Origin of the sequence: Comamonas aquatica (assembly GCF_018064205.1) — a bacterium.
GTDB lineage: Bacteria > Pseudomonadota > Gammaproteobacteria > Burkholderiales > Burkholderiaceae_C > Comamonas > Comamonas aquatica.
Map to the genome: position 1 here is coordinate 665,737 of NZ_CP072916.1, position 23,487 is coordinate 689,223.

Consider the following 23,487-nt stretch of genomic DNA (forward strand, 5'->3'; position numbering starts at 1 on the left):
ATCAAAGGCTTTCCAATCCCGCGAACATCCCCATGCCCAAGGCGAAGACCAAAGCCGTCTCCGAGATATCCACGCCACCTGAAAGCTACGAGCTGGCGCTGGCGGAGCTTGAAGAACTGGCCGTGGCCATGGAGTCCGGTCAACTGCCCCTGGGTGAGATGATGCAGGGCTATCGCCGCGCCTCTTTCCTGCTGGAGTTCTGCCGGCAGCAACTCGATACCGTGGAGGCGCAGATCCGTGCCCTGGACGAGGGACAGATCAAGCAATGGTCGCAGGATTGACGGCCAGACATGGAACCACAGATTTTGACTACTTCCCCTCGCTTTTCCCCCGCGGCTTCCGAGTTCGACTTCACGTCCTGGATGAAGGCGCAGCTGCACCATGTGGAGCAGGCACTGTCCCAGTGGGTGGGCGTGGATACCCCGGCAGATTTGGGCGATGCCATGCGCTATGCCGTGCTGGATGGTGGCAAGCGCCTGCGCCCCCTGCTGGTGCTGGCGGCCGCCCAGGCAGTGCAAGGGCTGCCGCAGGCCGCCACCCGCGCGGCCTGCGCGGTGGAGTTGATCCACGCCTATTCCCTGGTGCATGACGACATGCCCTGCATGGACAACGATGTGCTGCGCCGGGGCAAGCCCACGGTGCACGTGCAGTTCGGCGAAGCCCGGGCCCTGCTGGCCGGCGACGCCCTGCAGGTGCTGGCGTTCGAGCTGCTGACGCCCGCCGATGCGCAGGTGCCCGCCAGCATGCAGGCCCAACTGTGCCGTTTGCTGGCCCGTGCTGCCGGAGCGCATGGCATGGCAGGCGGGCAGGCCATCGACCTGGCCAGTGTCGGCCAGTCGCTGACGGAGGCGCAACTGCGCCGCATGCACAGCCTCAAGACCGGTGCCTTGCTGGAAGCCAGCGTGGCCATGGGCATGGCCTGTGGATCGGTCTCTGATGCGGCCCAGCAAGCCTTGATGCGCTACGCCCAGTTGCTGGGCCTGGCCTTCCAGGTGGTCGATGATGTTCTGGACGTGGTGGCAGATGCCGCCACGCTGGGCAAGACCCCGGGCAAGGATGCCGACAATGACAAACCGACCTATGTCTCCCTGATGGGGCTGGAGTCTGCGCGGGCCTACGCGCAGTCCCTGTACCAGCAGTCCTTGCAGGCCCTGGCGGACAGTGGCCTGCAGAATGTGCAGGCCTTGAGTGCCCTGGCCCACATGGTGGTGGGGCGCTCGCATTGAGTGCGTGCCTGCCAACGTCGAATTTTTCCTATTGATTGGTGGCGCAGGTCTGCACACACTGTGCGCCATGCCCTCCGCCGCCTACCCCTGATGAGCCGATGACCACAAACGCTTACCCTTTGCTGCAGAAAGTGAATGCACCGTCTGACCTGCGGACCCTGTCCCGCAGCGAGCTCAAGGCGCTGTCCGAGGAACTGCGGGCCTATGTGCTGGACAGCGTGTCCAAGACCGGTGGGCACCTCAGCTCCAACCTCGGCACGGTCGAGCTGACGGTGGCCCTGCACTATGTGTTCGACACTCCGCACGACCGCGTGGTGTGGGACGTGGGCCACCAGACCTACCCGCACAAGATCCTGACCGGTCGCCGTGACCGCATGTCCACGCTGCGCCAACTGGGCGGTATTTCCGGATTCCCGCTGCGCAGCGAAAGCGAGTACGACACCTTTGGCACGGCGCATTCGTCGACCAGCATTTCTGCGGCCCTGGGCATGGCCATGGCCGCCAAGCGCAAGGGCGAGGATCGCCGGGCGATTGCGGTGATCGGCGATGGGGCGATGACTGCGGGCATGGCGTTCGAAGCCATGAACAACGCCGGGGTGCTGGATGGCAACCTGCTGGTCATCCTGAACGACAACGACATGAGCATCAGCCCGCCGGTGGGGGCGCTGAACCGCTATCTGGCGCAGCTCATGAGCGGTCAGTTCTACGCAGCGGCCCGCAATGTCGGCAAGAATGTGCTCAAGCAGGTGCCTCCGCTGCTGGAGCTGGCCAAGCGGCTGGAGCAGCATGCCAAGGGCATGGTGGTGCCGGCCACCATGTTCGAGAACTTCGGCTTCAACTACATCGGTCCGATCGACGGCCACGACCTCGATTCCCTGATCCCCACGCTGGAAAACATCCGCAGCCTGGACGGTCCGCAATTCCTGCATGTGGTGACCAAGAAGGGCCATGGCTACAAGCTGGCCGAAGCCGATCCAGTCACCTACCACGGCCCCGGCAAGTTCGACCCCAAGGTCGGCATCGTCAAGAGCGGCGTACCGGCCAAGCCCACCTTCACCCAGATCTTCGGCCAGTGGCTGTGCGACATGGCGGCCCAGGACGAGCGCCTGGTCGGCATCACGCCCGCCATGCGCGAAGGCTCGGGCATGGTGGAGTTTGAAAAGCGCTTTCCCGATCGCTACTACGACGTCGGGATTGCCGAGCAGCACGCCGTGACCTTTGCGGCCGGCATGGCCTGCGAAGGCGTGAAGCCCGTGGTGGCGATCTACTCCACCTTCCTGCAGCGCGCCTATGACCAGATGATCCATGACGTGGCCCTGCAGAACCTGCCCATGGTGTTTGCGCTGGACCGCGCTGGTCTGGTGGGGGCCGATGGTGCCACGCACGCCGGGGCCTACGACATCGCCTTTGTGCGCTGCATCCCGAACATGAGCATGGCCTGCCCCGCCGATGAGCGCGAGTGCCGCCAGCTGCTGACCACGGCCTACGAGCAGGACCACCCGGTGTGCGTGCGCTATCCGCGTGGCGCCGGCGTGGGCGTGGAGCCTTTGCCGGATCTGTCCGCGCTGCCGTTCGGCAAGGGTGAGGTGCGTCGCCACAGTGCAGCACCACGCCAGACCGAGCCGGGCGCGGCGCCCCGCATCGCCATCCTGGCGTTCGGGACCCTGCTGTACCCGGCCCTGGAGGCTGGTCAGTCGCTGGATGCGACGGTGGCCAACATGCGCTGGGCCAAGCCGCTGGACGAGGCGCTGGTGCTGGAGCTGGCACAGGGCCACGATGTGCTGGTGACCGTGGAGGAGGGCTGCATCCCCGGCGGTGCGGGCGCTGCGGTGTCTGAGGCCCTGGCGGTCGCTGGTATCACTTTGCCGGTGCTGCACCTGGGCCTGCCGGATCGCTTCATCGAGCACGGGGATCCCGCCAAGCTGCTGGCCTTGCAAGGGCTGGATGCCGCAGGGATCGAGCGGGCCATCCGCCAGCGCTTTTTGCACACCCAAGCCTAAGGTGTCCGGAGGGTCGCGCGGGTCCATGCCTGTCTGACATTTGGCTGAAGACTCGCCGGCTTCGGGGGTTTACCCCCAACGGTTTTCTCCTTTTCCCTTCCTAGAATTTTGCACACCCCCTGGGCCGTTTGCGCACAGGGGGCAGCTTTGCCTGCGGCAGCTGTGTTTGCGTATCTAAGGAGAAAAAATGGACCGTCGTTCCCTCATCAAAAATGCTGGCATTGCTGGTGTCCTGGCTGCCGCTGCAGCACCAGCCGTGCATGCGCAACAAGCCGTGCGCTGGCGTCTGGCATCGAGCTTTCCCAAGTCGCTGGACACCATCTTCGGCAGTGCTGAAAAATTTGCCCAAACCGTCAAGGCCTTGTCCGGTGGCAAGTTCGAAGTGTCGTTGCACGCTGCTGGTGAGTTGATGCCCGCCTTTGGCGTGGTGGACGCGCTGGAAAACAGCACCATTGAAATGGCGCAGACTGCGCCCTACTACTTCACCGGCAAGAACTCGATCTTCGCGTTTGGCTGCGCCGTGCCTTTCGGCCTGACCGCCCGCCAGATGGATGCCTGGATGGAGCACGGCAACGGCCGCAAGCTGTTTGATGCCTTCTGCGCCAACTACAACATCAAGAGCTACAGCGCCGGCAACACCGGCACCCAGATGGGTGGCTGGTACCGCAAGGAAATGAAGTCCGTGGCCGACCTCAAGGGCCTGAAGATGCGCCTGGGCGGAGGCCTGTTCGGCGAAGCCATGGCCAAGCTGGGTGTGGTGTCGCAGAACATGCCGGCCGGCGATGTGTACCAGGCACTGGAAAAGGGCACGCTGGACGCCACCGAGTTTGTCGGCCCGCACGATGACCAGAAGCTGGGCTTCAACAAGGTCGCACCTTACTACTACTACCCCGGCTGGTGGGAAGGTGGCGCCGAGCTGGAGTTCTTCGTCAATGCCAAGGCCTATGCCGCGCTGTCGCCCGAGTTCAAGGAAATCGTCGATGTCGCCACCCGCGTGGCTGCGCGCGACATGACCGCCAAGTACGACGCGTTCAACCCGATCGCGATCAAGAAGCTGGTGGCCGACAAGACCCAGCTCAAGGCTTTCCCCAAGGACGTCATGGACGCCGGCTTCAAGGCCTCGATGGAAGTGTTTGCCGAGCACGAGGCCAAGTCGCCCGAGTTCAAGAAGATCCACCAGGACATGCGTGCCTTCCAGCGCGATCAGCTGTTGTGGGAGCGCTTCTCGGAGCTGCGCTACAACCAGTACATGACCTCGGTCAAGCTCTAAGCCTGTGATATCCGCTGCCAAGCTATGAATACCCTCATGCATTGGCAGCCTTCCCGGAACCGGCGGATATGCGCGCCCTGGCGCGACAGCACCGGTTTTTTTTCGCCTGTACATCGCCAAAGAAGCGATGCAGGAGGGAGAGGTTCGTTTTACAACCCCTAAGGAGACCCCGAATGGATCGTCGTTCCATGCTCAAAAATGCCGGTATCGCCGGTGTTCTGGCTGCCGCCGCAGCCCCAGCCGTGCACGCACAACCTGCACTGCGCTGGCGCATTGCCTCCAGTTTCCCCAAGTCGCTGGACACCATTTATGGTGCGGCCGATGTGTTTGCACAATCGGTCAAGGCGCAAACCGGCGGTAAGTTTGAAATCTCTGTCCACCAGGCTGGCGAGCTGATGCCCGCGTTCAACGTGGTGGATGGCGTGCAAAACGGTTCCGTGGAAGCGGCGCACACAGCGCCTTACTACTTCTTCGGCAAGAACGAAGTGTTTGCGATTGGCGGTGCGATTCCCTTCGGCATGAACTCGCGCCAGCTGACCTCGTGGATGGTCGATGGCAACGGCGGCAAGCTGATGCAGGAGTTCTACGCCAAGTACAACATCGTGCCTCTGCCATGCGGTAACACGGGCGCGCAGATGGGCGGCTGGTTCCGCAAGGAAGTCAAGTCCACCGAGGACATCAAGGGCCTGAAGTTCCGCGTGGGCGGCTTTGCCGGCAAGGTGATCGAGCGCATGGGCGGCGTGCCCCAGAACATTCCGGCCGGTGAAATCTACCAGTCGCTGGAAAAGGGCACCATCGATGCGGCCGAGTGGATCGGTCCTTACGACGACCTGAAGCTGGGCCTGAACAAGGTAGCGCCGTTCTACTACTACCCCGGCTGGTGGGAAGGTTCGCTGAACCTGTCGCTGTACATCAACGACAAGGCCTTCAACAGCCTGAGCAACGAGTACAAGGCCATCGTGCGCGCTGCCGCCATGGAGGCGCACGTGACCTGCCAGGCGCGTTACGACTCGCGCAACCCCGGCGCGCTCAAGCAACTGGTGGCGGCCAAGGCCAAGGTGCTGCCTTTCCCACAGCAGGTGCTGGAAGCCTCGTTCAAGAGCGCCATGGACCTGTACGCCGACCTGGACAAGAGCAACCCCGACTGGAAGAAGATCTACGCCGACTACCGCAACTTCCAGCGCGACCAGGTGCTGTGGTTCCGCTTTGCCGAAGGCCGTTTCGACAACTTCATGTCCACCCAGAAGCTGTAATGGCGCCGGGATCCGGCATACAAAAAGGCAGCCATCTGGCTGCCTTTTTTTGACCCTGATTTTTTAAAAACAGAAGCGGTCAGCGCTTGTCAATAAACACTTTCAGCTTCAAAACAGCGGGAAAGCATCGAATAACAAGCGTAGCGTGCTCATGATTGTGGAGCGTCCTGGGCGGCGGCGCTGCGCAGGGACCACCACCACACCAGCATGCCGCACACCACGGTGATGCATTGCCCCAGCGCCAGGGCCAGGCCGCTGTGGAACAGCTGGGGCACCACGGCCCCGGCCATGATGGCGAACACGCTCATCTGCGTGAAGCCCTGCAGCGACGAGGCCAGGCCGCGCATGTCGGGGAACAGGGCCATCACCTGCAGCGACAGGATGGGCATCAGCAGCGCCAGCCCCAGGGTGTAGCAGGCGATGGGCAGCACCGCCCAGGGCACGACCGGCATGTCGGTCAGCAGGTGGTAGAGCACATTGCTGGCGCAGCCCAGCAGCAGGGCGCCGTAGCCGATGCGCTGCTGCACATGGGGTGCGATCTGCTTGGCCAGCACGCCGGAGATGGCCGAGCCCAGCATGGAGCCGCCGATCAGCGGGATGAACAGCCAGCCGAAGGAGGTTTCCTCCAGCCGGAGGATGCCCATCACGAACTCGGCGGCCGCGCTGATGTAGATGGCATTGGCCCCAGCCATCAGGGCCAGGCCGGCCACCATGCGGCGGAACTGGCGGTGCCGCAGGGCGGTGAGGTAGTTGCCGGCGATCACCCGCAGGTGCAGCGGCACGCGCTTGTCGGCGGGCAGGGTCTCGGGCAGCACGCGCCAGCACAACAGCGTCAGCAGCAGGCCAAAACCGGTCAGAAAGAAGAAGGCTGCGCGCCAGCCGCCGTGGGCTTGCAGCCAGCCGCCAAACACCGGTGCAATCGCCGGCGCCAGGCCAAAGCAGAACATCACCATGCTCATCATGCGTTGCGCGTCGGCGCCGTGAAAACGGTCCTGCACGATGGCGCGCGCAATCACCATGCCGGCGCCGGCCATGGCCCCCTGGGCGCAGCGCACGGCGATCAGGGCCTCGATGCTCTGCACCAGGGCCGCCACGGTGGAGGTGATGGCAAACCCCAGGCTGGCGAAGACCAGCACGCGGCGGCGGCCGAAGGTGTCGCTGAGCGTGCCGTAGAACAGCATGGTGATGGCCATGGCCAGCACGTACACGCTCAGGGTCTGCTGGACGGCCGCGGGGCCGACGGCAAACTCCTGTGCGATGGCGTGGAAGGAGGGCAGATAGGTGTCGATGCCCAGGGCACCCATCATGGTGCACAGCGCGAGAACAAAGGTCAGAGAGAGGTTACGTGGCATGCAGAGCGGTTGGCGGTGGCCCCGCGATTGACGGGGCCCCAAGAAAAAAGGCACATGCGCCGCATGTGCCTGGGTGGTCAGGTGCTGGGCCGCAGTTTACGACGGGCGCACGCGCTGGGCGCTTTTGGGGCGGAAGGCTTTGCACACAGCGTCCTGGGTTTCCAGGTAGGGCCCGCCGATCAGATCGATGCAGTAGGGCACGGCGGCAAAGATGCCGGGTACCAGCTGCTGGCCGCTGCTGTCCTTGAGGCCTTCTAGCGTTTCGGCAATCGCCTTGGGCTGACCGGGCAGGTTGATGATCAGGCTGCGGCCGCGGACCACCGCCACCTGGCGCGACAGGATGGCCGTGGGCACGAACTTCAGGCTGATCTGGCGCATCTGCTCGCCAAAGCCGGGCATTTCCTTGTCGGCAATTGCCAGCGTGGCCTCGGGCGTCACATCGCGCAGGGCCGGGCCCGTGCCGCCGGTGGTCAGCACCAGGCTGCAACCGGCATCCACCAGCTCCACCAGTGTCTGGCTGATGGTGGCCTGCTCGTCGGGGATCAGGCGCGCATCGAAGGTGATCGGGTTGTGCAGTGCGCGTGCCAGCCAGTCCTGCAGCGCGGGCAGGCCCTGGTCGGCGTACACGCCGCTGCTGGCACGGTCGCTGATCGAGACGATGCCGATCTTCACTGCGTCGTGCAGGCTCATGCCTCGTCCTCGTCGTCCAGCAAGTCGTCGTCCACGGCGGGTTCTTCGGTGTCGGCCGTGCCGTTGATGTGCGCCAGCAGCAGCTGGAACAGTTCGCGGTAGGCCTTGCCCTTCTTGGCCGGCGGCAGGATGTGGCCCTTGGCCTCGGCCTCCTTGGCCTTGGCGATGGCGGTGGCATCGTCCTTGCGCACCTGGCGCATCAGCGTGCGCAGCTGCTGCACATCGGTGGCGGGGAACTGGTCCAGCCAGACGCCCAGGTGGTCGTCGCTGACGATCAGGCGGTCGCGCCACTGCTCGGCCACCAGGATGTGGGTCTGCTCGCGGCTGACGCCGGTGCGCTGCTCTTCCAGCGCGGCCTTGGCGGCTTCGACCTGGGACTCGTCCAGCTTGCGCATCAGCTTGCCGATGAACTGCATCTGGCGGCGCTTGGCTTCAAAGTTGGTCAGGCGCTTTTGTTCGGCCAGGGCATCCACCAGCTTTTCCGGCAGTTGCAGGCGCTCCAGCAGCTTGGGGCGCAGGCCCAGCAGGGCTTCGCCCAGGTCTTGCAGGGCGTCGCTTTCTTTCTTCAGGTCGGTACGGGTCGCGTCCCATGTGCCTTTGAGTTCGGCCTTCAGTTCCAGGTCGCGGTCGCTGCCTTCGGCAACGAAAACGCCTTTGACGTAATAGCCTTTTTTGGGTTTGCGTGACATGTTGTGTCTGGGGGAATGAGGGTGGCAGCGCAGGGTGCGCCGCAGTGCTGGGTATCATATCCGCCGCTATGAATAAACCTCGCTCCCGCGCCACAAGCACCACCGCCGCACAGGCCGATTCCGGCTTCAGCTACAGCCGTTCGTTTTTTGAGGGTCTGGTGGACCAGGCCCTGGCCCATGCCAAGAAGCTGGGCGCCACCGACGCCGGGGCCGATGCCTCGGAAGGCTGTGGCCTGAGCGTGAGCGTGCGCAAGGGCGAGCTGGAGACCGTGGAGCGCAACCGCGACAAGTCGCTGGGCGTGACGGTCTACATCGGCCAGCGCCGCGGCAATGCCAGCACCTCGGACTTTTCGGAAGCCGCCATCCAGCAGACCGTGCAGGCGGCGTATGACATCGCCCGCTTCACGGCCGAGGACCCCACGGCCGGCCTGCCCGACGCGGACGACATCGCCCCGCGCGCCACGCACCGTGAGCTGGACCTGTTCCACCCCTGGGACGTGAGCAGCGAAGAGGCGGCGCGCATTGCGGTGGAGTGTGAGGCCGCCGCCATGGCCACGCACAAGCGCATCACCAACAGCGAGGGCGCCAGCGTCTCGGCCCAGCAAAGCCATTTCTTCAGCGCCCACACCCGGGGCTTTGCCGGCGGCTACGCCAGCTCGCGCCACAGCATGTCGGTAGCGCCGATCGCCTCGCTGCCCGGCCGCCATGGCGAGATGCAGCGCGACTTCTGGTACAGCTCTATGCGCAATGCGCAGGACCTGGCCTCGCCCGAGGCGATTGGCCGCTACGCTGCGCAGCGCGCCCTGAGCCGCCTGGGCAGCCGCAAGATTCCCACCACCGAATGCCCGGTGCTGTTCGAGTCGCCCCTGGCCGCGGGCCTGCTGGGCGGTTTTGTGCAGGCGGTCAGCGGTGGCTCGCTCTACCGCAAGAGCTCCTTCCTGCTGAACTCCCTGGGCAAGCAGATCTTCCCCAAGCACATCCAGATCGAGGAAGACCCCTTCATCCTCGGCGGCAAGGGCAGCTCGCCCTTTGACGACGAAGGCGTCAAGGTGCAGCAGCGCATGGTGGTGGAAGACGGCCGCGTGCAGGGTTACTTCCTGTCGAGCTATTCGGCGCGCAAGCTGGGCATGAAGACCACGGGCAACGCCGGTGGCTCGCACAACCTGACGCTGACGTCCACGCGCACCAAGCCGGGCGATGACCTGGACGTCATGCTGAAGAAACTGGGCACCGGCCTGCTGGTGGTCGAGCTGATGGGCCAGGGCGTGAACTATGTGACCGGCGACTACTCGCGCGGCGCCTCGGGCTTCTGGGTGGAGAACGGCGAGATCGCCTTCCCCGTGCAAGAGATCACCATCGCCGGCAACCTCAAGGACATGTACAAAGGCATCCAGGCCGTGGGGGCCGATGCCTACAACTACGGTGCCAAGACCGTGGGCTCCATCCTGATCAACCGCATGAAGGTGGCCGGCAGCTGAGCCGGCACTGCCCGCCTCCCCCCAGCAGCCTGCGGGCTGCTTTTTTCATGCCGGTCGTGGGCTGGCACACCCTCCAAACCTGTGCGAAAAAAGGAGCTGCTGGCGCTGGCCCAGCAAGCGCTGGAGGCTGTTTTGATCAAGATTTTCGCCCGAACCGAACAGCCCTGCTGCCGAGTGGGCGCCGGACGGGCGCCACCTGGGTGACTGCGGCTGCGGCCGGGCAGGGCCTGGCCGGGTGATACTCACGCCTTGGTTTTTGCGTGCGTGCACAGGTGTCCTCTCTATGTCTTTGGCTTCCCCCCTCCCTTCTGCCGGCATGAGCCAGCGTGACTGGCTCAGCGCCCTGGTCGTCATCGTCGTCTGGGGGCTGAACTTCGTCGTCATGAAGTGGGGCCTGGCCACGTTGTCGCCCCTGCTGCTGTGCGCGCTGCGCTTTGTGGCGGCGTCCTTGCCGTTTGTCTGGTTCGTGCGGCGCCCGCAGGCGCTGCCGTGGTGGCTGCTGGCTGCCTATGGGCTGGTGCAGGGGGTGGGCCAGTTCGGCCTGCTGTTCACCGGCATGAAGCTGGGCATGCCGGCGGGCATGGCCTCGGTGGTGCTGCAGGTGCAGGCCTTCATCACCATGCTGCTGGCGGCCGCCTTCATGGGCGAAAAACCGCAGCGCTGGCAGTGGTGGGGCCTGGTGTGCGCGATCGCCGGGCTGGCGCTGATTGGTGCCGCCCACGGCGACAGCCCAACCGAGATGACACTGGTCGGTTTTCTGATCACCGTCGGGGCCGCCGCCATGTGGGCCAGCTCCAACCTGCTGACGCGCAAGGCCGCGCAATACGGGGCCTACACCCCGGTGGGCTTCATCGTCTGGACCAGCCTGTTCCCCATCGTGCCGCTGCTGGCACTGTCGGTGGGGGTGGACGGGGTGGAGGCCGTGGCGCAGCAGCTGCAGGGCATCGGTTGGCGCGAGCTGGGCGTCATCGCCTATCTGGCGCTGCTGTCCACCTTGTTGGGCTATGGGCTGTGGACGCAGTTGTTGCAGCGCTATGCGGCCAGCACCGTGGCCCCGCTGTCCTTGCTGGTGCCAGTCATCGGCCTGCTGTCGGCTTTGCTGCTGCTGGGCGAGCGTCCCACCATGTGGCAATGGGTGGGCACGCTGGGGGTGCTGGTCGGCATGGTGGTCAACCAGTTTGGCAGCCGCTGGCTGCGGCGCTGATCGCCGGCACGCGTTGCCGCATTCACCATTTCAGCCCGGCGGCCTGCGTGCCCCGGGCTTTTTTTGTCCCCCGCAAGGCACGGCGTGGGGCCTGCCCAAGCGGCAAATCCGACTGTTTCATACTGTTGCTCACAGGTGGTTCGTCCTTATTATGGAGCCCTCAACCGGGGAGGCCGCTTCGGGCACCTGCACGCAGGGGCCTGGTGACAGGGCTCGCAACAAAGACAAAAAAACCAACAAACTCAAGGAATTGGCGATGCGAGAAGAATCGAACGAAGGGCTGCCCGAAGCAGTGCAGCGCACCCAGTTCCAGGCCCTGGACCGGGTCATGGCGATGGCCAGCTTCGACCTGGACGGGGTGCTGCGCCACGCCAATCGCAATTACCTGCAGCTGCTGGGCCTCTCGCAGGACCAGGCCCTGGGTCGCAGCCACCAGAGCTTTTGCACGGCCGCCCAGGTGCACAGCGGCGCCCATGCCGCGCTATGGAGCCAGCTGCGCGCTGGCCAGGCCCATTCGGGCGTGGTGGAACGGGTGCGCAGCGATGGCAGCAGTTGCTGGCTGGATGCCACCTACACGCCCGTGTGCGATGCCCAGGGCCAGCTCACGCAGATCTTGAAGGTGGCCACCGACGTCACGCAGCGCCACCTGCAGGAACAGGCCCACCAGCAGCACCTGGAGCGCCTGTCGCTGGTGGCCGATGCCAGCGATGCGGCGGTCATCATCAGCGACAGCCAGTCGCGCATCGTCTATGTGAATGGTGGATTCAGCCGCATGTTCGGCTGGACCCAGGAGGAGGTGCTGGGCCAGGCACCGATCGCCTTGCTGGCCCCGCAGATGCAGGAAACCTTCACTGAACAATACCGCTCGGAGCTGCGGGGCGGCAAGCCGGTGTGGAGCGAGGAGATCGTGGTGGGCAAGCAGGGCCAGCGCTACTGGGCCAAGGTCACCAGCAACCCCGTCATCAACGGGCAGGGCGTCTGGAGCTGCACGGTGTCCGTGCTGACGGACATCACGCGCTCCAAGATGCACGAGGCCCTGCAGCACCGTGTGCTCGAGGCCATGGCGCGCGAGCAGCCGCTGTCCGAAGTGCTGGACATGGTGTGCCTGGAGGTCGAGCGTATCGCGCCGGAGGTCACGGCCTCCATCCTGGAAGTCGATGTGCAAGGCCTGCTGCACCCCCTGGCCAGCCCCAGCCTGCCAAGTTCATATTCCGCGCTGCTGGATGGCGTCGCAATCGGGCCCGAGGTCGGCTCCTGCGGTACGGCGGCGTGGCGCAATGCCCCGGTGCTGGTGACCGACATCGCGACCGATCCGCTGTGGAGGGATTACAAGCACCTGATCCTGCCGCTGGGCTACCAGGCCTGCTGGTCCACGCCGATTTGCGGCACCGCGGGCAAGCCCATCGGCACGTTCGCGTTTTACTACCGCGATGCGACGGCGGGCGTGGCCTCGGCCTACCACCAGCAACTGGTCGATGCCTGCACCCATTTGTGCGCCCTGGCCCTGGAGCGCGAGCACACCCGGGCGCGCATTCGCCAGCTGGCGTTCTACGACGGCCTGACCGGCCTGCCCAACCGCAGCCTGCTGCAGGCCAATGCCGACCAGGCCATGGCCGCCGCGGCGCGCAACGACGAGCAACTGGCCGTGCTGTTCATCGACCTGGACCGCTTCAAGCAGGTCAACGACTCCATGGGTCACCCGGCCGGCGATGAGCTGCTGCGCGTGGTGGCGGCGCGCCTGCAGAAGGTGCTGGGGCCTGGCGATATCGCCGGCCGCCTGTCCGGCGATGAGTTTGTGGCGGTGCTGCCGCAGTGCTATGCCGAGCGTGTCACGAACACCATTGAGCGCCTGCAGGAGCAGCTGGCCGAGCCCCTGGTGCTGGCCGACAATGCGCTGGCCATCTCCGCCAGCATCGGGATTGCCATGTTTCCCGCCGATGGCCGCGACATGGAGACCCTGCTGCACCGTGCTGACATGGCCATGTACCAGGCCAAGAGCAGTGGCCGCGGGCGCTTCAGCTTCTTCAGCAGCGAGATGAACCGCTTGGCGCAGGAACGCCTGGCGCTGGAAAACGCCTTGCGCAAGGCGCTGCAGGGCGGTGAGCTGCGCCTGCACTACCAGCCGCAGGTGGACCTGGCGAGCGGCCAGCTGTACGGGGTCGAGGCGCTGGCGCGCTGGACGCACCCGCAGCTGGGAGAAATCTCCCCGACGCGTTTCATCCCGCTGGCCGAGGAGTGCGGGCTGATTGCCGACCTGGGTCGCTGGGCCGTGGGCGAGGCCTGCCGCCAGCTGGCCGCGTGGCGCACCCAGGGGCTGGCGGTGCCGGCCGTGTCGGTCAACCTGTCGCCGTCCAGCTTCCACAACCTGGACCTGCCACGCATGATTGCCGACACCCTGGACCGCCACGCGCTGGCGCCCAAGGACCTGACGCTGGAGCTGACCGAAAGCATCCTGCTGGACACCAACCCCAGCACCATGAAGACCATCAAAGAGGTCCATGCCCATGGCGTGCGCCTGTCCATGGACGACTTCGGCACGGGCTACTCCAGCTTGAGCTACCTGCGCCGCCTGCCGGTCAGCGAACTCAAGCTGGACCGCAGCTTCGTGGCCGACCTGGAGAACGACGAGGCCGCACGCGCACTGAGCAGCGCCATCCTGGGCATCGGCCAGAGCCTGCGCCTCACCGTGGTCGCCGAAGGCGTGGAAACCCCGGTGCAGAACATCATGCTGCGCGAGCAGGGCTACCCCGTGGCCCAGGGCTTTCTGTTCGCCCGGCCGCTGGCCCCGCAGGATCTGGAGCGCTGGCTGGTGGCCCGCATGGCCCCCGCGCAGGACAGCGCCGACCAACCGGTGCACGGCGAGGAATCAGCATAAAAAATAGCTGTTGGCGCAGGTGTGGACTGCGCCAGCAGCTATGAAGTTCGGGGCATTCCCGGTGAGCTCCATTCACCTGCAGGGTGCCGCCCAGCCGCCCAGCCGCCCAGCCGCCCAGATGGCCGGGGCCGCCACCGTGGCGCCTACAAACTGGGTGCGCAGCTTGCGCGCGGCGTTCACGAACATCAGCACGTCCACGCCCACGGCCACAAAGCTGCAGCCAAGTTGAAGGTAACGCTGGGCCAGCACCGGGTCCGAGGTCAGCGTGCCCGCGGCCTTGCCGCTGGCGATGATGGTTTGCATCGCGCCTTCGATGGCGGCCTGGACCTCGGGGTTGCCGCGGTGGCCCATGGAGGCGGCCAGATCGGCCGGGCCGATGAACACGCCGTGCACACCGTCCACGGCGCAGATCGCTTCCAGGTTGGCCAGGGCCGTGGTGGTTTCGGCCTGCACCAGCAGGCACCGCATCCTTCCTGTCGCAGCTGACCTTTGTGCACCAGCGCGGTGCCGTGGCCTTCATGGTGCGCAGCGTGGCCCGCCACCACGCGGCCCTGGGCACGCTGGCCGTGCTGGACCTGGCCGTGCCGATCGAGTTGCCCCCCGTCGGCCTGATCACGCTGCGCGGCCAGCCGCCGACCCCCACCACCGGGCTGCTGCTGGAGTGCCTGCGCGAGGTGGCCGCAACGCTGCGCGCCGGCGATTGAGCGCCTGGCGGCACCGGCCAGCCGGGCATCTGCGCCACAATGGCTGCGGTGCACAATGCGCACCCACACGCGTTTTCCATGACACCCAGCCTTCCACCTCCGAAGAAAAGCGAGGGCCCTCTCCTGTGGGGGCCCGAATCGGCCTCGCCCCTGGTCAGCGAGGCAGCGCATTTCGAGCGCTGGCGCCGTCGCACCTGGCAGTTGCACCTGTCGGTGGCGCTGAGCCACCTGTATGCGCTGGCGCTGTTCCTGGGCCATGCCTGGGCCGGCTATGCGCCGCTGCGTGCCGTGCTGTGGTACGGCCTGTGGATTGCCGTGGGCATGGCCTTCATCACCTGGGCCTATGCCAGCGGCTGGAGCCAGAAGCGGCGCGATCCGGGCTTGTTCCTGGAGCACCAGCTGATGTCGATTTCCGGGGTGCTGGGGCTGCTGGTGGTGGCCCCGCAGGTGGCGTTCCAGGCCCTGGTCATGCTGCTGGTGTTCAGTGCCGACGGTTTTCTGGCACGGCGGCGCACCAGCTTCTGGCTGACCTGGGGCCTGACCCTGGCCCTGGTGGCCGTGGTCATCTGCTGGCGTGGGCCACAGATGCGCATGGTCACCGATACCCTGGCCGGCCAGCTGCTGACGGCCGCCGTGATGCTGGGTGCGGTGGTGCGCTGCAGCATGCTGGTGACCTATTTCCGAGGCATGCAGTACCGGCTGAGTGCCAGCAACCAGAAGCTGGCGGCGGCCCTGGCCCACATCGAACAACTGGCGCGCTACGACGAGCTGACCGGCGTGGCCAACCGCCGTGGCGTGCTGGAGCGGCTGCACCTGGCGCTGGAGGGCGTGCAGCGCCACGGCACGCCATTGAGCATTGCCCTGCTCGATATCGACCACTTCAAGAGCATCAACGACCAGTACGGACATGGCTGTGGCGATGCGGTGCTGCGCGCCTTCGGCAGCTTGCTGTCGACCGAGATGCGTGCCATCGACGTGGCCGGGCGCTACGGTGGCGAGGAGTTCCTGCTGGTGCTGCCGGAGACCGACATTCCCCAGGCCCTGGTGCTGCTGGAACGCCTGCGCCAGCGCACGCAGGACATGCCCTGGGACCGCCTGGTGGACCAGCCCGTGACCGTGACCTGCACCGTGGGGGCCACCCAGTACCAGCCCGGCGAGCCGGTCGAGGCCGCCATCGCCCGCGCCGATGCCGCCATGTACAGCGGCAAGGCCCTGGGGCGCAACCGCGTGATCATCGACGGCATGGGCGGCTGAGCCCGGTGGCCAGCACTGGCGCGCGCCAGTACCGGTTCAGCGTCGGGTTAGGGGGCCGTGCAGGCTGCGTCCAGTCCTGCCATGCCGGCCAGCTTTTGCAGGCGTGAGCGCTGGTCCAGGCAGGCCTGGCGCTGGGCCGCAGCGGCCTGCTGCTGCGCGGTGTGTGCGGCCTGGTCGCGCTCGGCCTGCAACTGGGCGATGCGCTGGCGGATCTGCGGCATAGCCGCCAGGGCGGCCTTCTCGCCTTCCAGGATGGCGCTGGCACGCTGGCTGAAGTCGGCCGCGCCGATGTCCAGCACCTGGGGGCGGATGACCACGTCGGCGCGCTCCAGTTCGGCCTGGCCCAGCTTCTGGCCCATGATGGCGATGGACTGGTTCAGGGTGCCCAGCATGTCGCCTGGCGTCTTGCCGCGGGCCTTGCTGGAGATGTCCACGGCGATCACCACATCGGCGCCCAGCTGGCGTGCGGCATCGACCGGCACGGGGCTGACGACGCCGCCGTCCACATAGTGGTGCTTGCCGATGCGCACGGGCTGGAACACGCCCGGCACGCTGCTGGATGCACGCACGGCCTGGCCGGTGTTGCCGCGGGCGAACACGGTGCGCGCGCCATCCTCCAGCCGCGTGGCCACGGCCACGAAGGGCTTGGACAGCTGCTCCAGCGGTTTGCGCTGCACCTGCTGGTTCACATAGTCCTCCAGTTTCTGGCCCTGCACTAGGCCGCCGGACGACAGCTGCAGGTCGCGGATCTTGGCCTCGTCCAGGGACACGGCCTTTTCCTGCAGCTCAAAGGCATTCATGCCACTGGCATACAGCGCACCCACCACGCTGCCGGCGCTGGTGCCGGAGACGACGGCCGGGGCGAAGCCATTGGCCTCCAGCATCTTGATCACGCCGATGTGGGCAAAGCCCTTGGCGGCGCCGCCGCCCAGCGCGATGCCGATTTTGAGCGGCGCCGAGGGCGGGGCGGAGGTGGTGGTGGCGGGGGTGTCCGCAGTGCGGGGGGGAAGGCTGCCGCAGGCCGTGAGGGCGGTGAGGCCCAGAATGACACAGGGGCGCAACAGGGCGGTCAGGCGCATGCCGGAAAGTGGGGTGGTTGCTGAAGCGCAAAGTGTATCGACCCGCGTGGCGCAGGGGGGCGGTATGGCCTTAGAACGTGTTTACGATCTCCTGAGCAGTAGGGCCAGGAAAGCCAAGTGGACGAACTGCAGGCTGGTGTTCAAGAGCCGCTCGCAGTTCTTCCATAGCCTCCTGTTCTTGTCCAGCCACGCAAAGCTGCGCTCGACGATCCAGCGCTTGGGCATGACCTTGAAGGTGTGCAGCTCACTCCTCTTGGCGATCTGCACCGTCACGTGCTCGCCCACAATCTCCTGCACACCCTGCTCAAAAGGCTTGCCGGTGTAGCCGCTGTCGCACAGCACACTTTGCACTCGGCCCAGGTTGGGCTTGCAGCGCTTGAGCGCCTGCAGTGCCCCTTTGCGATCCGTCACCTCAGCCGTGGTCACCGCTATGGCATGCGGCAAGCCCTGGGCATCCACCGCGATGTGGCGCTTGATGCCCGAGACCTTCTTGCCTGCGTCATAGCCCTTCAGGGCCGCCGTGTCCGTGTTCTTCACGCTCTGCGCGTCCACGATCAAGAACGCGCTGCATGCGTTGCGCACCAGTTTCTCGCGGGCCGCGCCAACCTGTTTTTTTTAAAGCCTGCTCCAGCACGCTCACACCGTGCTGGTCAGGCTCACTCCACTTGCGCCAGTAGGCGTACACGCTTTGCCACTTGGGAAACTCCGGTGGCAGGAAGCGCCACTGACAGCCTGTGCGCAGCAGGTAAAGCACTGCGCAAAATACTTCATACAAGTCCACCGTCACCGGCTTCGTGGTGCGCCGCACGCTGCGCAGCAGCGGCTCGATCTGCGCAAACTTCTCTCTGCTGACGTCGCTGGCGTAGGGCTTTCTCTTCACTCGGCTATTGTCGAGTCATAGAAGGATCGTAAACACGTTCTTCGGGGCTCACCTGGTGGCGATGAATTTACATAAAAAAGCACTCCAGCGCAGGTGCAGTGCGCGTGGAGTGCTTTGGTTTCAGGAGCATTCGCTGGCCCGGGCTGGGGCCAGTGCCGGCCTCAGGCCTGGGCGATGGCGGCGGCGATGGCCTGGCCCACCTCGGTGGTGCTGGCCGTGCCGCCCAGGTCGGGCGTGCGCGGACCGGTCTTGATGGTGCGCTCGATGGCGGCCACGATGGTGTCGTGGGCCTGGCGCCAAGCCCCTTCGCTGCGGCCCAGGAAGTCCAGCATCAGCGCGCCGGACCAGACCATGGCGATGGGGTTGGCGATGTTCTTGCCATAGATGTCGGGCGCCGAGCCGTGCACGGGCTCGAACAGCGAGGGGAAGCTGCGGTCGGGGTTGAGGTTGGCCGACGGTGCCAGGCCGATGGTGCCGGTGGTGGCCGGGCCCAGGTCGGACAGGATGTCGCCGAACAGGTTGGTGGCGGCCACCACGTCGAAGCGGCCGGGCTGCAGCACGAAGCGCGCGGTCAGGATGTCGATGTGCTGCTTGTCTAGTGTGACCTCGGGGTAGGCCTGGGCTACTGCGTCGGCGCGCTGGTCCCACCAGGGCATGCTGATGGCGATGCCGTTGCTCTTGGTGGCCAGGGTCACGTGCTTCTTGGCGCGGCTTTGGGCCAGATCGAAGGCGTACTTGAGCAGGCGGTCGGCGCCCTTGCGCGAGTACACCGACTCCTGGATGCAGATCTCGCGGTCCGTGCCCTCGAACATGATGCCGCCCAGGGCCGTGTACTCGCCCTCGGTGTTCTCGCGCACCACGTAGTAGTCGATGTCCCCGGGCTTGCGGCCGGCCAGTGGGCAGGGCACGCCTTCGAACAGGCGCACAGGACGCAGGTTGATGTACTGGTCGAATTCGCGGCGGAACTTGAGCAGCGAGCCCCACAGCGAGATGTGGTCGGGCACGGTGGCGGGCCAGCCCACGGCGCCGAAGAAAATGGCGTCCATGCCGGACAGCTGGGCCTTCCAGTCGTCGGGCATCATCTGGCCGTGTTCGGCGTAGTAGTCGCAGTGGGCCCAGTCGAAGTGGTGGAACTCCAGGGGCAGGTTGAAGCGCTGGGCGGCCGCTTCCAGGGCGCGCAGGCCCTCGGGCATGACTTCCTTGCCGATGCCGTCGCCGGCGATGACTGCGATCTTGCGGGGTGTGGACATCTCAAATCCTTCTGAAATTCTGTCAACGGGATGCGGCATTGTTGATTCAGACTGCGCACCATGCAATCCGCAAAATGTGCGTTGATTGTTTACGTAGTGTGCGCAATTGCGGCATCAAAAAGCCCCGGCCATGGCCAGGGCTGCCGTGGGGGATGGCCGCTCAGGCGCGCGGCACCCAGTCGTAGCCCGGGCCTGCAGCGCGCAGGCGTCCCAGGGCCGGCATGGGGAAGTGGTAGCCGCCCACCCAACCCCCTTCCTGGGCCAGGCGGCCCAGCAGGGCGTGGCGCGTGACTCGCGCTTGCTCGGGGTTCATGTCGAACTGCACCTGCCAGTCGGGATGCTTCACGAACAGGGCCGGGTAGTGCGCTACGTCACCGATGAAGGTGAAGCGTTCGCCACCCGATTGCACGGCGATGGCCGTGTGGCCCGGGGAGTGCCCGAACGCGGCCACCGTCGCCAGGCCGGGGGCAATCGCGCTGCCGGGCGCAAACAGCTTCAGCTGTGCGGCAGGGTAGCCGTCGAAGACGCGGCGCACCGCCCGGAAGCCGCCGCGTGCGGCTTCCGGGGTGGCGTTCATGCGGGCGTCGTCCAGCCAGTGCGCGGCCTCGGGCTGGGGCACATAGACCGTGGCCTGGGGATAGACCAGGCTGCCATCCTTGCGCCGCAGGCCATTGATGTGGTCACCGTGCAGGTGGCTGATGACCACCACATCGATGCTGGCCGGGTCGATACCGGCGGCCTGCAGGTGGCGGTGCAACTGTCCGGTGCCCGGTGCGCCGTTGTCGCCGAAGCCGGTGTCCAGCAAATAGCGCTTGCCATGCAACTCGACCACGAAACAGGTGTAGGGCACGTCGATGTGCGTGGTCGGCAGTCCGGCGGCCGCCAGGGCGGCCTGCACCTCGGCCAGTGGGGCGTTCTTGACGAAGCCGGCATCCAGGGGACGGCGGGTGACGCCATCGCTCACGGCCGTCACCCGGGCCTGTCCGATGGCCTGGTGCTGGTAGCCCAGCGCGGCAGTGTTGGTCGCGGCAGGGCGGCTGGCGCAGGCGGACAGCCAGCTGGCAGCGGCCAGGCTGGTGGTGCTCAGAATCCAACGGCGGCGATTGACGTGCATGAAACCTCCTGGGGTATGTAGTGATGGAAGGGCGATGGCGCCACCCTGTGTGCAGGGCGCAGCCTTGGCGACAGCGGGTGCGGGCAAATCCCAAAGCACAAATGCCTGGCCAGGCCGGACATTCGGCTTCCAGGTCCCTGCGCTTTCAAGGAGTTCCGATGGACAAGCACCGATCACCGTCACCCGCAGTTTCTACACTGAACCGCCGCCGCACAGGGGCAATAGCCCTGCTGGCCGGCATGCTCGCCTGCGGCACCGCCGCCTGGGCCCAGGCGGCGGGCGCCTATCCCAGCAAGAGCATCCGCATGGTGATCCCTTTCACGCCGGGCGGCTCGGCCGACATCCTGGGTCGCGCCATGGGGCATGAGCTGACCAAGGCCTGGGGCCAGTCCGTGGTGCCGGAGAACGTGGCCGGTGCGGGTGGCAGCATTGGCGCCGACCGCGTGGCCAAGGCGGCCGGCGATGGCTACACCCTGCTCATGGGGCATGTGGGCACCCTGGCCATCACGCCCTCGCTGTACCCCAAGCTGCCCTATGACCCGGTGCGTAGCTTCACCCCGATCGCCTGGGTGGCACGCGTGCCCAATGTGCTGGTGGTCCACCCCGCGCTGCCGGTGACCGACCTGCCGTCCTTCATTGCCTACGCCAAGGCCCACCCGGACCAGATCAACTACAGCTCCGGCGGCAATGGCAGCGCGGCGCACATGACCATGTCTTACCTGGCGCAGCAGACCGGGGTGCGGATGCAGCATGTGCCCTACAAGGGCACCGCCCCGGCTGTCAACGACCTGGTCGCCGGCCAGGTGCAGGCGCTGTTCACCGGCATTCCCGCAGTGCTGGCGCAGCTCAAGGCCGGGCAGGTCAAGGCCCTGGCCGTGTCTTCGCCGCAGCGCGTGGCCATCCTGCCGCAGGTGCCCACGGTGGCCGAGGCGGCCGTGCCCGGTTTCGAGGCCGACCAGTGGTATGGCGTCGTCGGCCCGGCGGGCATGCCCAAGGCCGTGGTGGAGCAGCTGAATGCGCAGATCAATGCCTCGCTGCAAAGCCCGGCCATTCTGGAGCGCCTGCAAAGCGAGGGCGCACAGCCCATGCCCAGCAGTTCCCAGGTGTTCGGCGAGCTGATCGCCAAGGACCTGGAGCGCTGGCGCAAGGTGATCCAGGACAGCGGCATGAGCCTGTAGGCGCGCCGCGTCCTGCCTACAATCGGCCGTTTTGTGGAACGGAGACGCCCATCGTGCACACCATGCCCGCGCCGGAAGACCTGCGTGTCTTCATCACCGTGGTGCGCAAATCCAGCTTCGTGGCGGCGGCCACGGCGCTGGAGGCTTCGCCCGCCTATGTGAGCAAGCGCATCCGCCTGCTGGAGGCCACCCTGGGGGTCAAGCTGCTGCACCGCAGCACACGTCGCGTGGTGGTGACCGAGGAGGGCGAGCGCATCTTCCTGTGGGCGCAGCGCATCCTGGACGATATGGAGCACCTGCTGCAGGAAGCCCAGATCACGCGCCGCGAGCCGCGGGGCCTGCTGCGGGTCAGCAGCAGCTTTGGCTTTGGCCGCAACGTGGTGGCACCGGCGTTGTCTCAGCTGGCCCTGCGCTACCCGGGCCTGCAGCTGCGGCTGGAGGTGTTCGACCGCCTGGTGGATGTGGCGGCCGAGGGGCTGGACCTGGATGTGCGCGTCGGCGACGAGATTGCGCCGCACCTGATCGCGCGCCACCTGGCGGACAACTGCCGCGTGCTGTGCGCCGCACCCGCCTACCTGCAGCGCCGCGGTGTGCCGCGCAGCGTGGACGAGCTGGCGGCCCACGACTGCCTGGTGATCAAGGAGCGCGACCACCCGTTTGGCGTGTGGAAGCTGCGCAGCGGCGCCCAGGAACGCAGCGTGAAGGTGACCGGGCCGCTGTCCACCAACCATGGCGAAATGGCCGTGCAATGGGCGCTGGACGGCCATGGTGTGGTGCTGCGCTCGCTGTGGGATGTGGCGGCCGAGCTGGCCGCCGGGCGCCTGGTGCAGGTGCTGCCCGACTGGCAGCAAAGCGCCAACATCTGGGCCGTGTACCCGACGCGGCTGGAGCGCTCCGCCAAGGTGCGCGTCTGCGTGGAGTTTCTGCAGGCCTTCTTTGCCCGCACGCAGCCAGCCGGGATCAAGCACGCCATACAGCAGGTCGTGCAAGCCCCCCCAAAATAAAGGGTGTGGGCGCACAGCGGCACCCACACCCTGGAGCAGTCCGCGCCCAGCGCGGTCCGCCATTACTTGCTCAGCGCGGCCTTCACGGCGGCGGACACCAGGCCCATGTCGGCCTTGCCAGCCAGCTGGGCCTTGACGGCGCCCATCACCTTGCCCATGTCGCCAGGGCCGCTGGCACCCAGCTCGGCCACGATGGCCTGCACGGCGGCGGTGATCTCGGCCTCGTCCATGCGTTCGGGCAGGTAGACCTTGAGCACTTCCAGCTCGGCCTTTTCCACATCGGCCAGGTCGGCGCGGTTGGCGGCTTCGAAGGCGGCAATGCTGTCCTTGCGCTGCTTGATCAGCTTGTCGACGATGGCGATGACGGCGGCGTCATCGAGCTCGATGCGTTCGTCCACTTCCTTTTGCTTCATCGCGGCCTGCAGCAGGCGGATGGTGCCCAGGCGCGCACTGTCCTTGGCGCGCATGGCGGTCTTCATGTCTTCGGTAATCTGGGCTTTCAAGCTCATACATCTCTCCTGGGTGGGGCGCCGTGGCCGCTGCTGTGAGGGCCTGGCACCGAGAGGTCACTGCGTCCGGGCAGTGGCCAGAAAACAAAAAACCCGCGCCTGGCGTCCCGAGCGCGGGTTTGCGGCGTTTGACGGCCGACTGATCCTAATCGACGATTAGTACAGCTTCTTGGGCAGTTGCATGCTGCGAACGCGCTTGTAGTGGCGCTTCACGGCAGCAGCCTTCTTGCGCTTGCGCTCGGCTGTGGGCTTTTCGTAGAACTCGCGAGCGCGCAGGTCGGTCAGCAGACCCAGCTTTTCGATGGTGCGCTTGAAGCGGCGCAGGGCAACTTCATAGGGTTCGTTTTCTTTGACGCGGATGGTAGTCATTCAGTTTCCAGATATATCTGTGCTGTCAGCGGGTTCTCGGGAAGATCGGGCCTGAGAGCCATAAGCAGCGGTTGTTCCCCGTCTCTATTAACTAGTATGGCCGACGGGG

The 23,487-nt window shown here is 66.1% G+C and carries 20 protein-coding genes and 2 pseudogenes; 12 read left to right on the forward strand and 10 right to left on the reverse strand.

Annotated features, from left to right (window positions below; genetic code table 11):
* Positions 1-32 precede the first annotated feature (32 nt).
* The 5 genes from xseB (at position 33) to KAQ61_RS03130 (ending at position 5,749) form a co-directional block, all read left to right on the forward strand.
* On the forward strand, positions 33-281 hold the full coding sequence (gene xseB, locus KAQ61_RS03110; protein ID WP_043385897.1) for an exodeoxyribonuclease VII small subunit: 249 nt from the start codon (positions 33-35) through the stop codon (positions 279-281).
* Positions 282-290: 9 nt separating this feature from the next.
* Positions 291-1,226, forward strand: coding sequence for a polyprenyl synthetase family protein (locus KAQ61_RS03115; protein WP_210930462.1), 936 nt, complete (start codon positions 291-293; stop codon positions 1,224-1,226).
* A gap of 98 nt (positions 1,227-1,324) precedes the next feature.
* The gene (gene dxs / locus KAQ61_RS03120) at positions 1,325-3,226 is read left to right on the forward strand and encodes a 1-deoxy-D-xylulose-5-phosphate synthase (protein ID WP_210930463.1); all 1,902 of its coding nucleotides are present in this window, start codon (positions 1,325-1,327) and stop codon (positions 3,224-3,226) included.
* 187 nt (positions 3,227-3,413) lie between these two features.
* On the forward strand, positions 3,414-4,496 hold the full coding sequence (locus tag KAQ61_RS03125; protein WP_042412474.1) for a TRAP transporter substrate-binding protein: 1,083 nt from the start codon (positions 3,414-3,416) through the stop codon (positions 4,494-4,496).
* A gap of 173 nt (positions 4,497-4,669) precedes the next feature.
* Positions 4,670-5,749 carry a TRAP transporter substrate-binding protein gene (locus KAQ61_RS03130; RefSeq protein WP_045266409.1) on the forward strand — a complete coding sequence of 360 codons (1,080 nt, stop codon included), beginning with the start codon at positions 4,670-4,672 and terminating at the stop codon, positions 5,747-5,749.
* Positions 5,750-5,898: 149 nt separating this feature from the next.
* Here KAQ61_RS03130 and KAQ61_RS03135 read toward each other — a convergent pair whose 3' ends face one another.
* The 3 genes from KAQ61_RS03135 to yjgA form a co-directional block, all read right to left on the reverse strand.
* Positions 5,899-7,101 carry a multidrug effflux MFS transporter gene (locus KAQ61_RS03135; RefSeq protein WP_210930464.1) on the reverse strand — a complete coding sequence of 401 codons (1,203 nt, stop codon included), beginning with the start codon at positions 7,099-7,101 and terminating at the stop codon, positions 5,899-5,901.
* 96 nt (positions 7,102-7,197) lie between these two features.
* Positions 7,198-7,791 carry a molybdopterin adenylyltransferase gene (mog, locus tag KAQ61_RS03140; protein WP_210930465.1) on the reverse strand — a complete coding sequence of 198 codons (594 nt, stop codon included), beginning with the start codon at positions 7,789-7,791 and terminating at the stop codon, positions 7,198-7,200.
* Positions 7,788-8,480: a ribosome biogenesis factor YjgA gene (gene yjgA, locus KAQ61_RS03145; protein ID WP_210930466.1), complete on the reverse strand. Its 693-nt coding sequence runs from the start codon at positions 8,478-8,480 to the stop codon at positions 7,788-7,790. The genes mog and yjgA overlap by 4 nt, the downstream gene beginning before the upstream one ends.
* A 68-nt stretch (positions 8,481-8,548) precedes the next feature.
* On the opposite strand from yjgA, the gene pmbA reads away from it, so the two are divergent.
* The 3 genes from pmbA (at position 8,549) to KAQ61_RS03160 (ending at position 14,037) form a co-directional block, all read left to right on the forward strand.
* The gene (gene pmbA, locus KAQ61_RS03150) at positions 8,549-9,958 is read left to right on the forward strand and encodes a metalloprotease PmbA (protein WP_210930467.1); all 1,410 of its coding nucleotides are present in this window, start codon (positions 8,549-8,551) and stop codon (positions 9,956-9,958) included.
* A 316-nt stretch (positions 9,959-10,274) separates the two neighbouring features.
* The gene (locus KAQ61_RS03155) at positions 10,275-11,162 is read left to right on the forward strand and encodes an EamA family transporter (RefSeq protein ID WP_420839405.1); all 888 of its coding nucleotides are present in this window, start codon (positions 10,275-10,277) and stop codon (positions 11,160-11,162) included.
* Positions 11,163-11,418: 256 nt separating this feature from the next.
* Positions 11,419-14,037 carry a sensor domain-containing protein gene (locus tag KAQ61_RS03160; protein ID WP_210930469.1) on the forward strand — a complete coding sequence of 873 codons (2,619 nt, stop codon included), beginning with the start codon at positions 11,419-11,421 and terminating at the stop codon, positions 14,035-14,037.
* Positions 14,038-14,109: 72 nt separating this feature from the next.
* On the opposite strand, the pseudogene KAQ61_RS03165 reads toward KAQ61_RS03160, so the two are convergent.
* A pseudogene (locus KAQ61_RS03165) lies at positions 14,110-14,499 on the reverse strand (aldolase/citrate lyase family protein); the annotation flags it as partial.
* On the opposite strand from KAQ61_RS03165, the pseudogene KAQ61_RS03170 reads away from it, so the two are divergent.
* Both KAQ61_RS03170 and KAQ61_RS03175 read left to right on the forward strand, forming a co-directional pair.
* Positions 14,499-14,741: pseudogene (locus tag KAQ61_RS03170) on the forward strand (LysR family transcriptional regulator); the annotation flags it as partial. The pseudogenes KAQ61_RS03165 and KAQ61_RS03170 overlap by 1 nt on opposite strands.
* 78 nt (positions 14,742-14,819) lie before the next feature.
* The gene (locus KAQ61_RS03175) at positions 14,820-15,995 is read left to right on the forward strand and encodes a GGDEF domain-containing protein (RefSeq protein WP_244982967.1); all 1,176 of its coding nucleotides are present in this window, start codon (positions 14,820-14,822) and stop codon (positions 15,993-15,995) included.
* Between the two features lie 47 nt (positions 15,996-16,042).
* Here KAQ61_RS03175 and KAQ61_RS03180 read toward each other — a convergent pair whose 3' ends face one another.
* The 4 genes from KAQ61_RS03180 to KAQ61_RS03195 form a co-directional block, all read right to left on the reverse strand.
* A complete protein-coding gene (locus KAQ61_RS03180; RefSeq protein ID WP_154164287.1) occupies positions 16,043-17,074 on the reverse strand; it encodes a patatin-like phospholipase family protein in 1,032 nt (343 codons plus the stop codon).
* A gap of 81 nt (positions 17,075-17,155) precedes the next feature.
* Positions 17,156-17,954 (reverse strand): IS5 family transposase gene (locus KAQ61_RS03185; protein ID WP_409819019.1). Its coding sequence is split into 2 segments (ribosomal slippage): positions 17,156-17,680 and positions 17,682-17,954, totalling 798 coding nucleotides; the frame shifts between segments, so codons are not numbered across the junction.
* 161 nt (positions 17,955-18,115) lie between these two features.
* Positions 18,116-19,204 carry a tartrate dehydrogenase gene (locus tag KAQ61_RS03190; protein WP_210930471.1) on the reverse strand — a complete coding sequence of 363 codons (1,089 nt, stop codon included), beginning with the start codon at positions 19,202-19,204 and terminating at the stop codon, positions 18,116-18,118.
* Positions 19,205-19,364: 160 nt separating this feature from the next.
* Positions 19,365-20,318: an MBL fold metallo-hydrolase gene (locus KAQ61_RS03195; RefSeq protein WP_210930472.1), complete on the reverse strand. Its 954-nt coding sequence runs from the start codon at positions 20,316-20,318 to the stop codon at positions 19,365-19,367.
* A 158-nt stretch (positions 20,319-20,476) separates the two neighbouring features.
* Here KAQ61_RS03195 and KAQ61_RS03200 point away from each other — a divergent pair, with 158 nt between their 5' ends.
* Both KAQ61_RS03200 and KAQ61_RS03205 read left to right on the forward strand, forming a co-directional pair.
* Positions 20,477-21,496: a Bug family tripartite tricarboxylate transporter substrate binding protein gene (locus tag KAQ61_RS03200; protein ID WP_420839378.1), complete on the forward strand. Its 1,020-nt coding sequence runs from the start codon at positions 20,477-20,479 to the stop codon at positions 21,494-21,496.
* A gap of 62 nt (positions 21,497-21,558) precedes the next feature.
* Entirely contained in the window at positions 21,559-22,500 is a 942-nt protein-coding gene (locus KAQ61_RS03205) for a LysR substrate-binding domain-containing protein (protein ID WP_276514463.1), read from the forward strand.
* A 62-nt stretch (positions 22,501-22,562) separates the two neighbouring features.
* Here KAQ61_RS03205 and KAQ61_RS03210 read toward each other — a convergent pair whose 3' ends face one another.
* Both KAQ61_RS03210 and rpsU read right to left on the reverse strand, forming a co-directional pair.
* Positions 22,563-23,009, reverse strand: coding sequence for a GatB/YqeY domain-containing protein (locus tag KAQ61_RS03210; protein ID WP_210930474.1), 447 nt, complete (start codon positions 23,007-23,009; stop codon positions 22,563-22,565).
* Between the two features lie 156 nt (positions 23,010-23,165).
* Positions 23,166-23,378, reverse strand: coding sequence for a 30S ribosomal protein S21 (gene rpsU / locus KAQ61_RS03215; protein ID WP_003052999.1), 213 nt, complete (start codon positions 23,376-23,378; stop codon positions 23,166-23,168).
* Between the last annotated feature and the right edge of the window lie 109 nt (positions 23,379-23,487).

Bases quoted from the DNA above. Each gene is read 5' to 3' on its own strand.
- xseB (WP_043385897.1), top strand. From the start codon at position 33: ATGCCCAAGGCGAAGACCAAAGCCGTCTCCGAGATATCCACGCCACCT.
- KAQ61_RS03115 (WP_210930462.1), top strand. From the start codon at position 291: ATGGAACCACAGATTTTGACTACTTCCCCTCGCTTTTCCCCCGCGGCT.
- dxs (WP_210930463.1), top strand. From the start codon at position 1,325: ATGACCACAAACGCTTACCCTTTGCTGCAGAAAGTGAATGCACCGTCT.
- KAQ61_RS03125 (WP_042412474.1), top strand. From the start codon at position 3,414: ATGGACCGTCGTTCCCTCATCAAAAATGCTGGCATTGCTGGTGTCCTG.
- KAQ61_RS03130 (WP_045266409.1), top strand. From the start codon at position 4,670: ATGGATCGTCGTTCCATGCTCAAAAATGCCGGTATCGCCGGTGTTCTG.
- KAQ61_RS03135 (WP_210930464.1), bottom strand. From the start codon at position 7,101: ATGCCACGTAACCTCTCTCTGACCTTTGTTCTCGCGCTGTGCACCATG.
- mog (WP_210930465.1), bottom strand. From the start codon at position 7,791: ATGAGCCTGCACGACGCAGTGAAGATCGGCATCGTCTCGATCAGCGAC.
- yjgA (WP_210930466.1), bottom strand. From the start codon at position 8,480: ATGTCACGCAAACCCAAAAAAGGCTATTACGTCAAAGGCGTTTTCGTT.
- pmbA (WP_210930467.1), top strand. From the start codon at position 8,549: ATGAATAAACCTCGCTCCCGCGCCACAAGCACCACCGCCGCACAGGCC.
- KAQ61_RS03155 (WP_420839405.1), top strand. From the start codon at position 10,275: ATGAGCCAGCGTGACTGGCTCAGCGCCCTGGTCGTCATCGTCGTCTGG.
- KAQ61_RS03160 (WP_210930469.1), top strand. From the start codon at position 11,419: ATGCGAGAAGAATCGAACGAAGGGCTGCCCGAAGCAGTGCAGCGCACC.
- KAQ61_RS03175 (WP_244982967.1), top strand. From the start codon at position 14,820: ATGACACCCAGCCTTCCACCTCCGAAGAAAAGCGAGGGCCCTCTCCTG.
- KAQ61_RS03180 (WP_154164287.1), bottom strand. From the start codon at position 17,074: ATGCGCCTGACCGCCCTGTTGCGCCCCTGTGTCATTCTGGGCCTCACC.
- KAQ61_RS03190 (WP_210930471.1), bottom strand. From the start codon at position 19,204: ATGTCCACACCCCGCAAGATCGCAGTCATCGCCGGCGACGGCATCGGC.
- KAQ61_RS03195 (WP_210930472.1), bottom strand. From the start codon at position 20,318: ATGCACGTCAATCGCCGCCGTTGGATTCTGAGCACCACCAGCCTGGCC.
- KAQ61_RS03200 (WP_420839378.1), top strand. From the start codon at position 20,477: ATGGACAAGCACCGATCACCGTCACCCGCAGTTTCTACACTGAACCGC.
- KAQ61_RS03205 (WP_276514463.1), top strand. From the start codon at position 21,559: ATGCCCGCGCCGGAAGACCTGCGTGTCTTCATCACCGTGGTGCGCAAA.
- KAQ61_RS03210 (WP_210930474.1), bottom strand. From the start codon at position 23,009: ATGAGCTTGAAAGCCCAGATTACCGAAGACATGAAGACCGCCATGCGC.
- rpsU (WP_003052999.1), bottom strand. From the start codon at position 23,378: ATGACTACCATCCGCGTCAAAGAAAACGAACCCTATGAAGTTGCCCTG.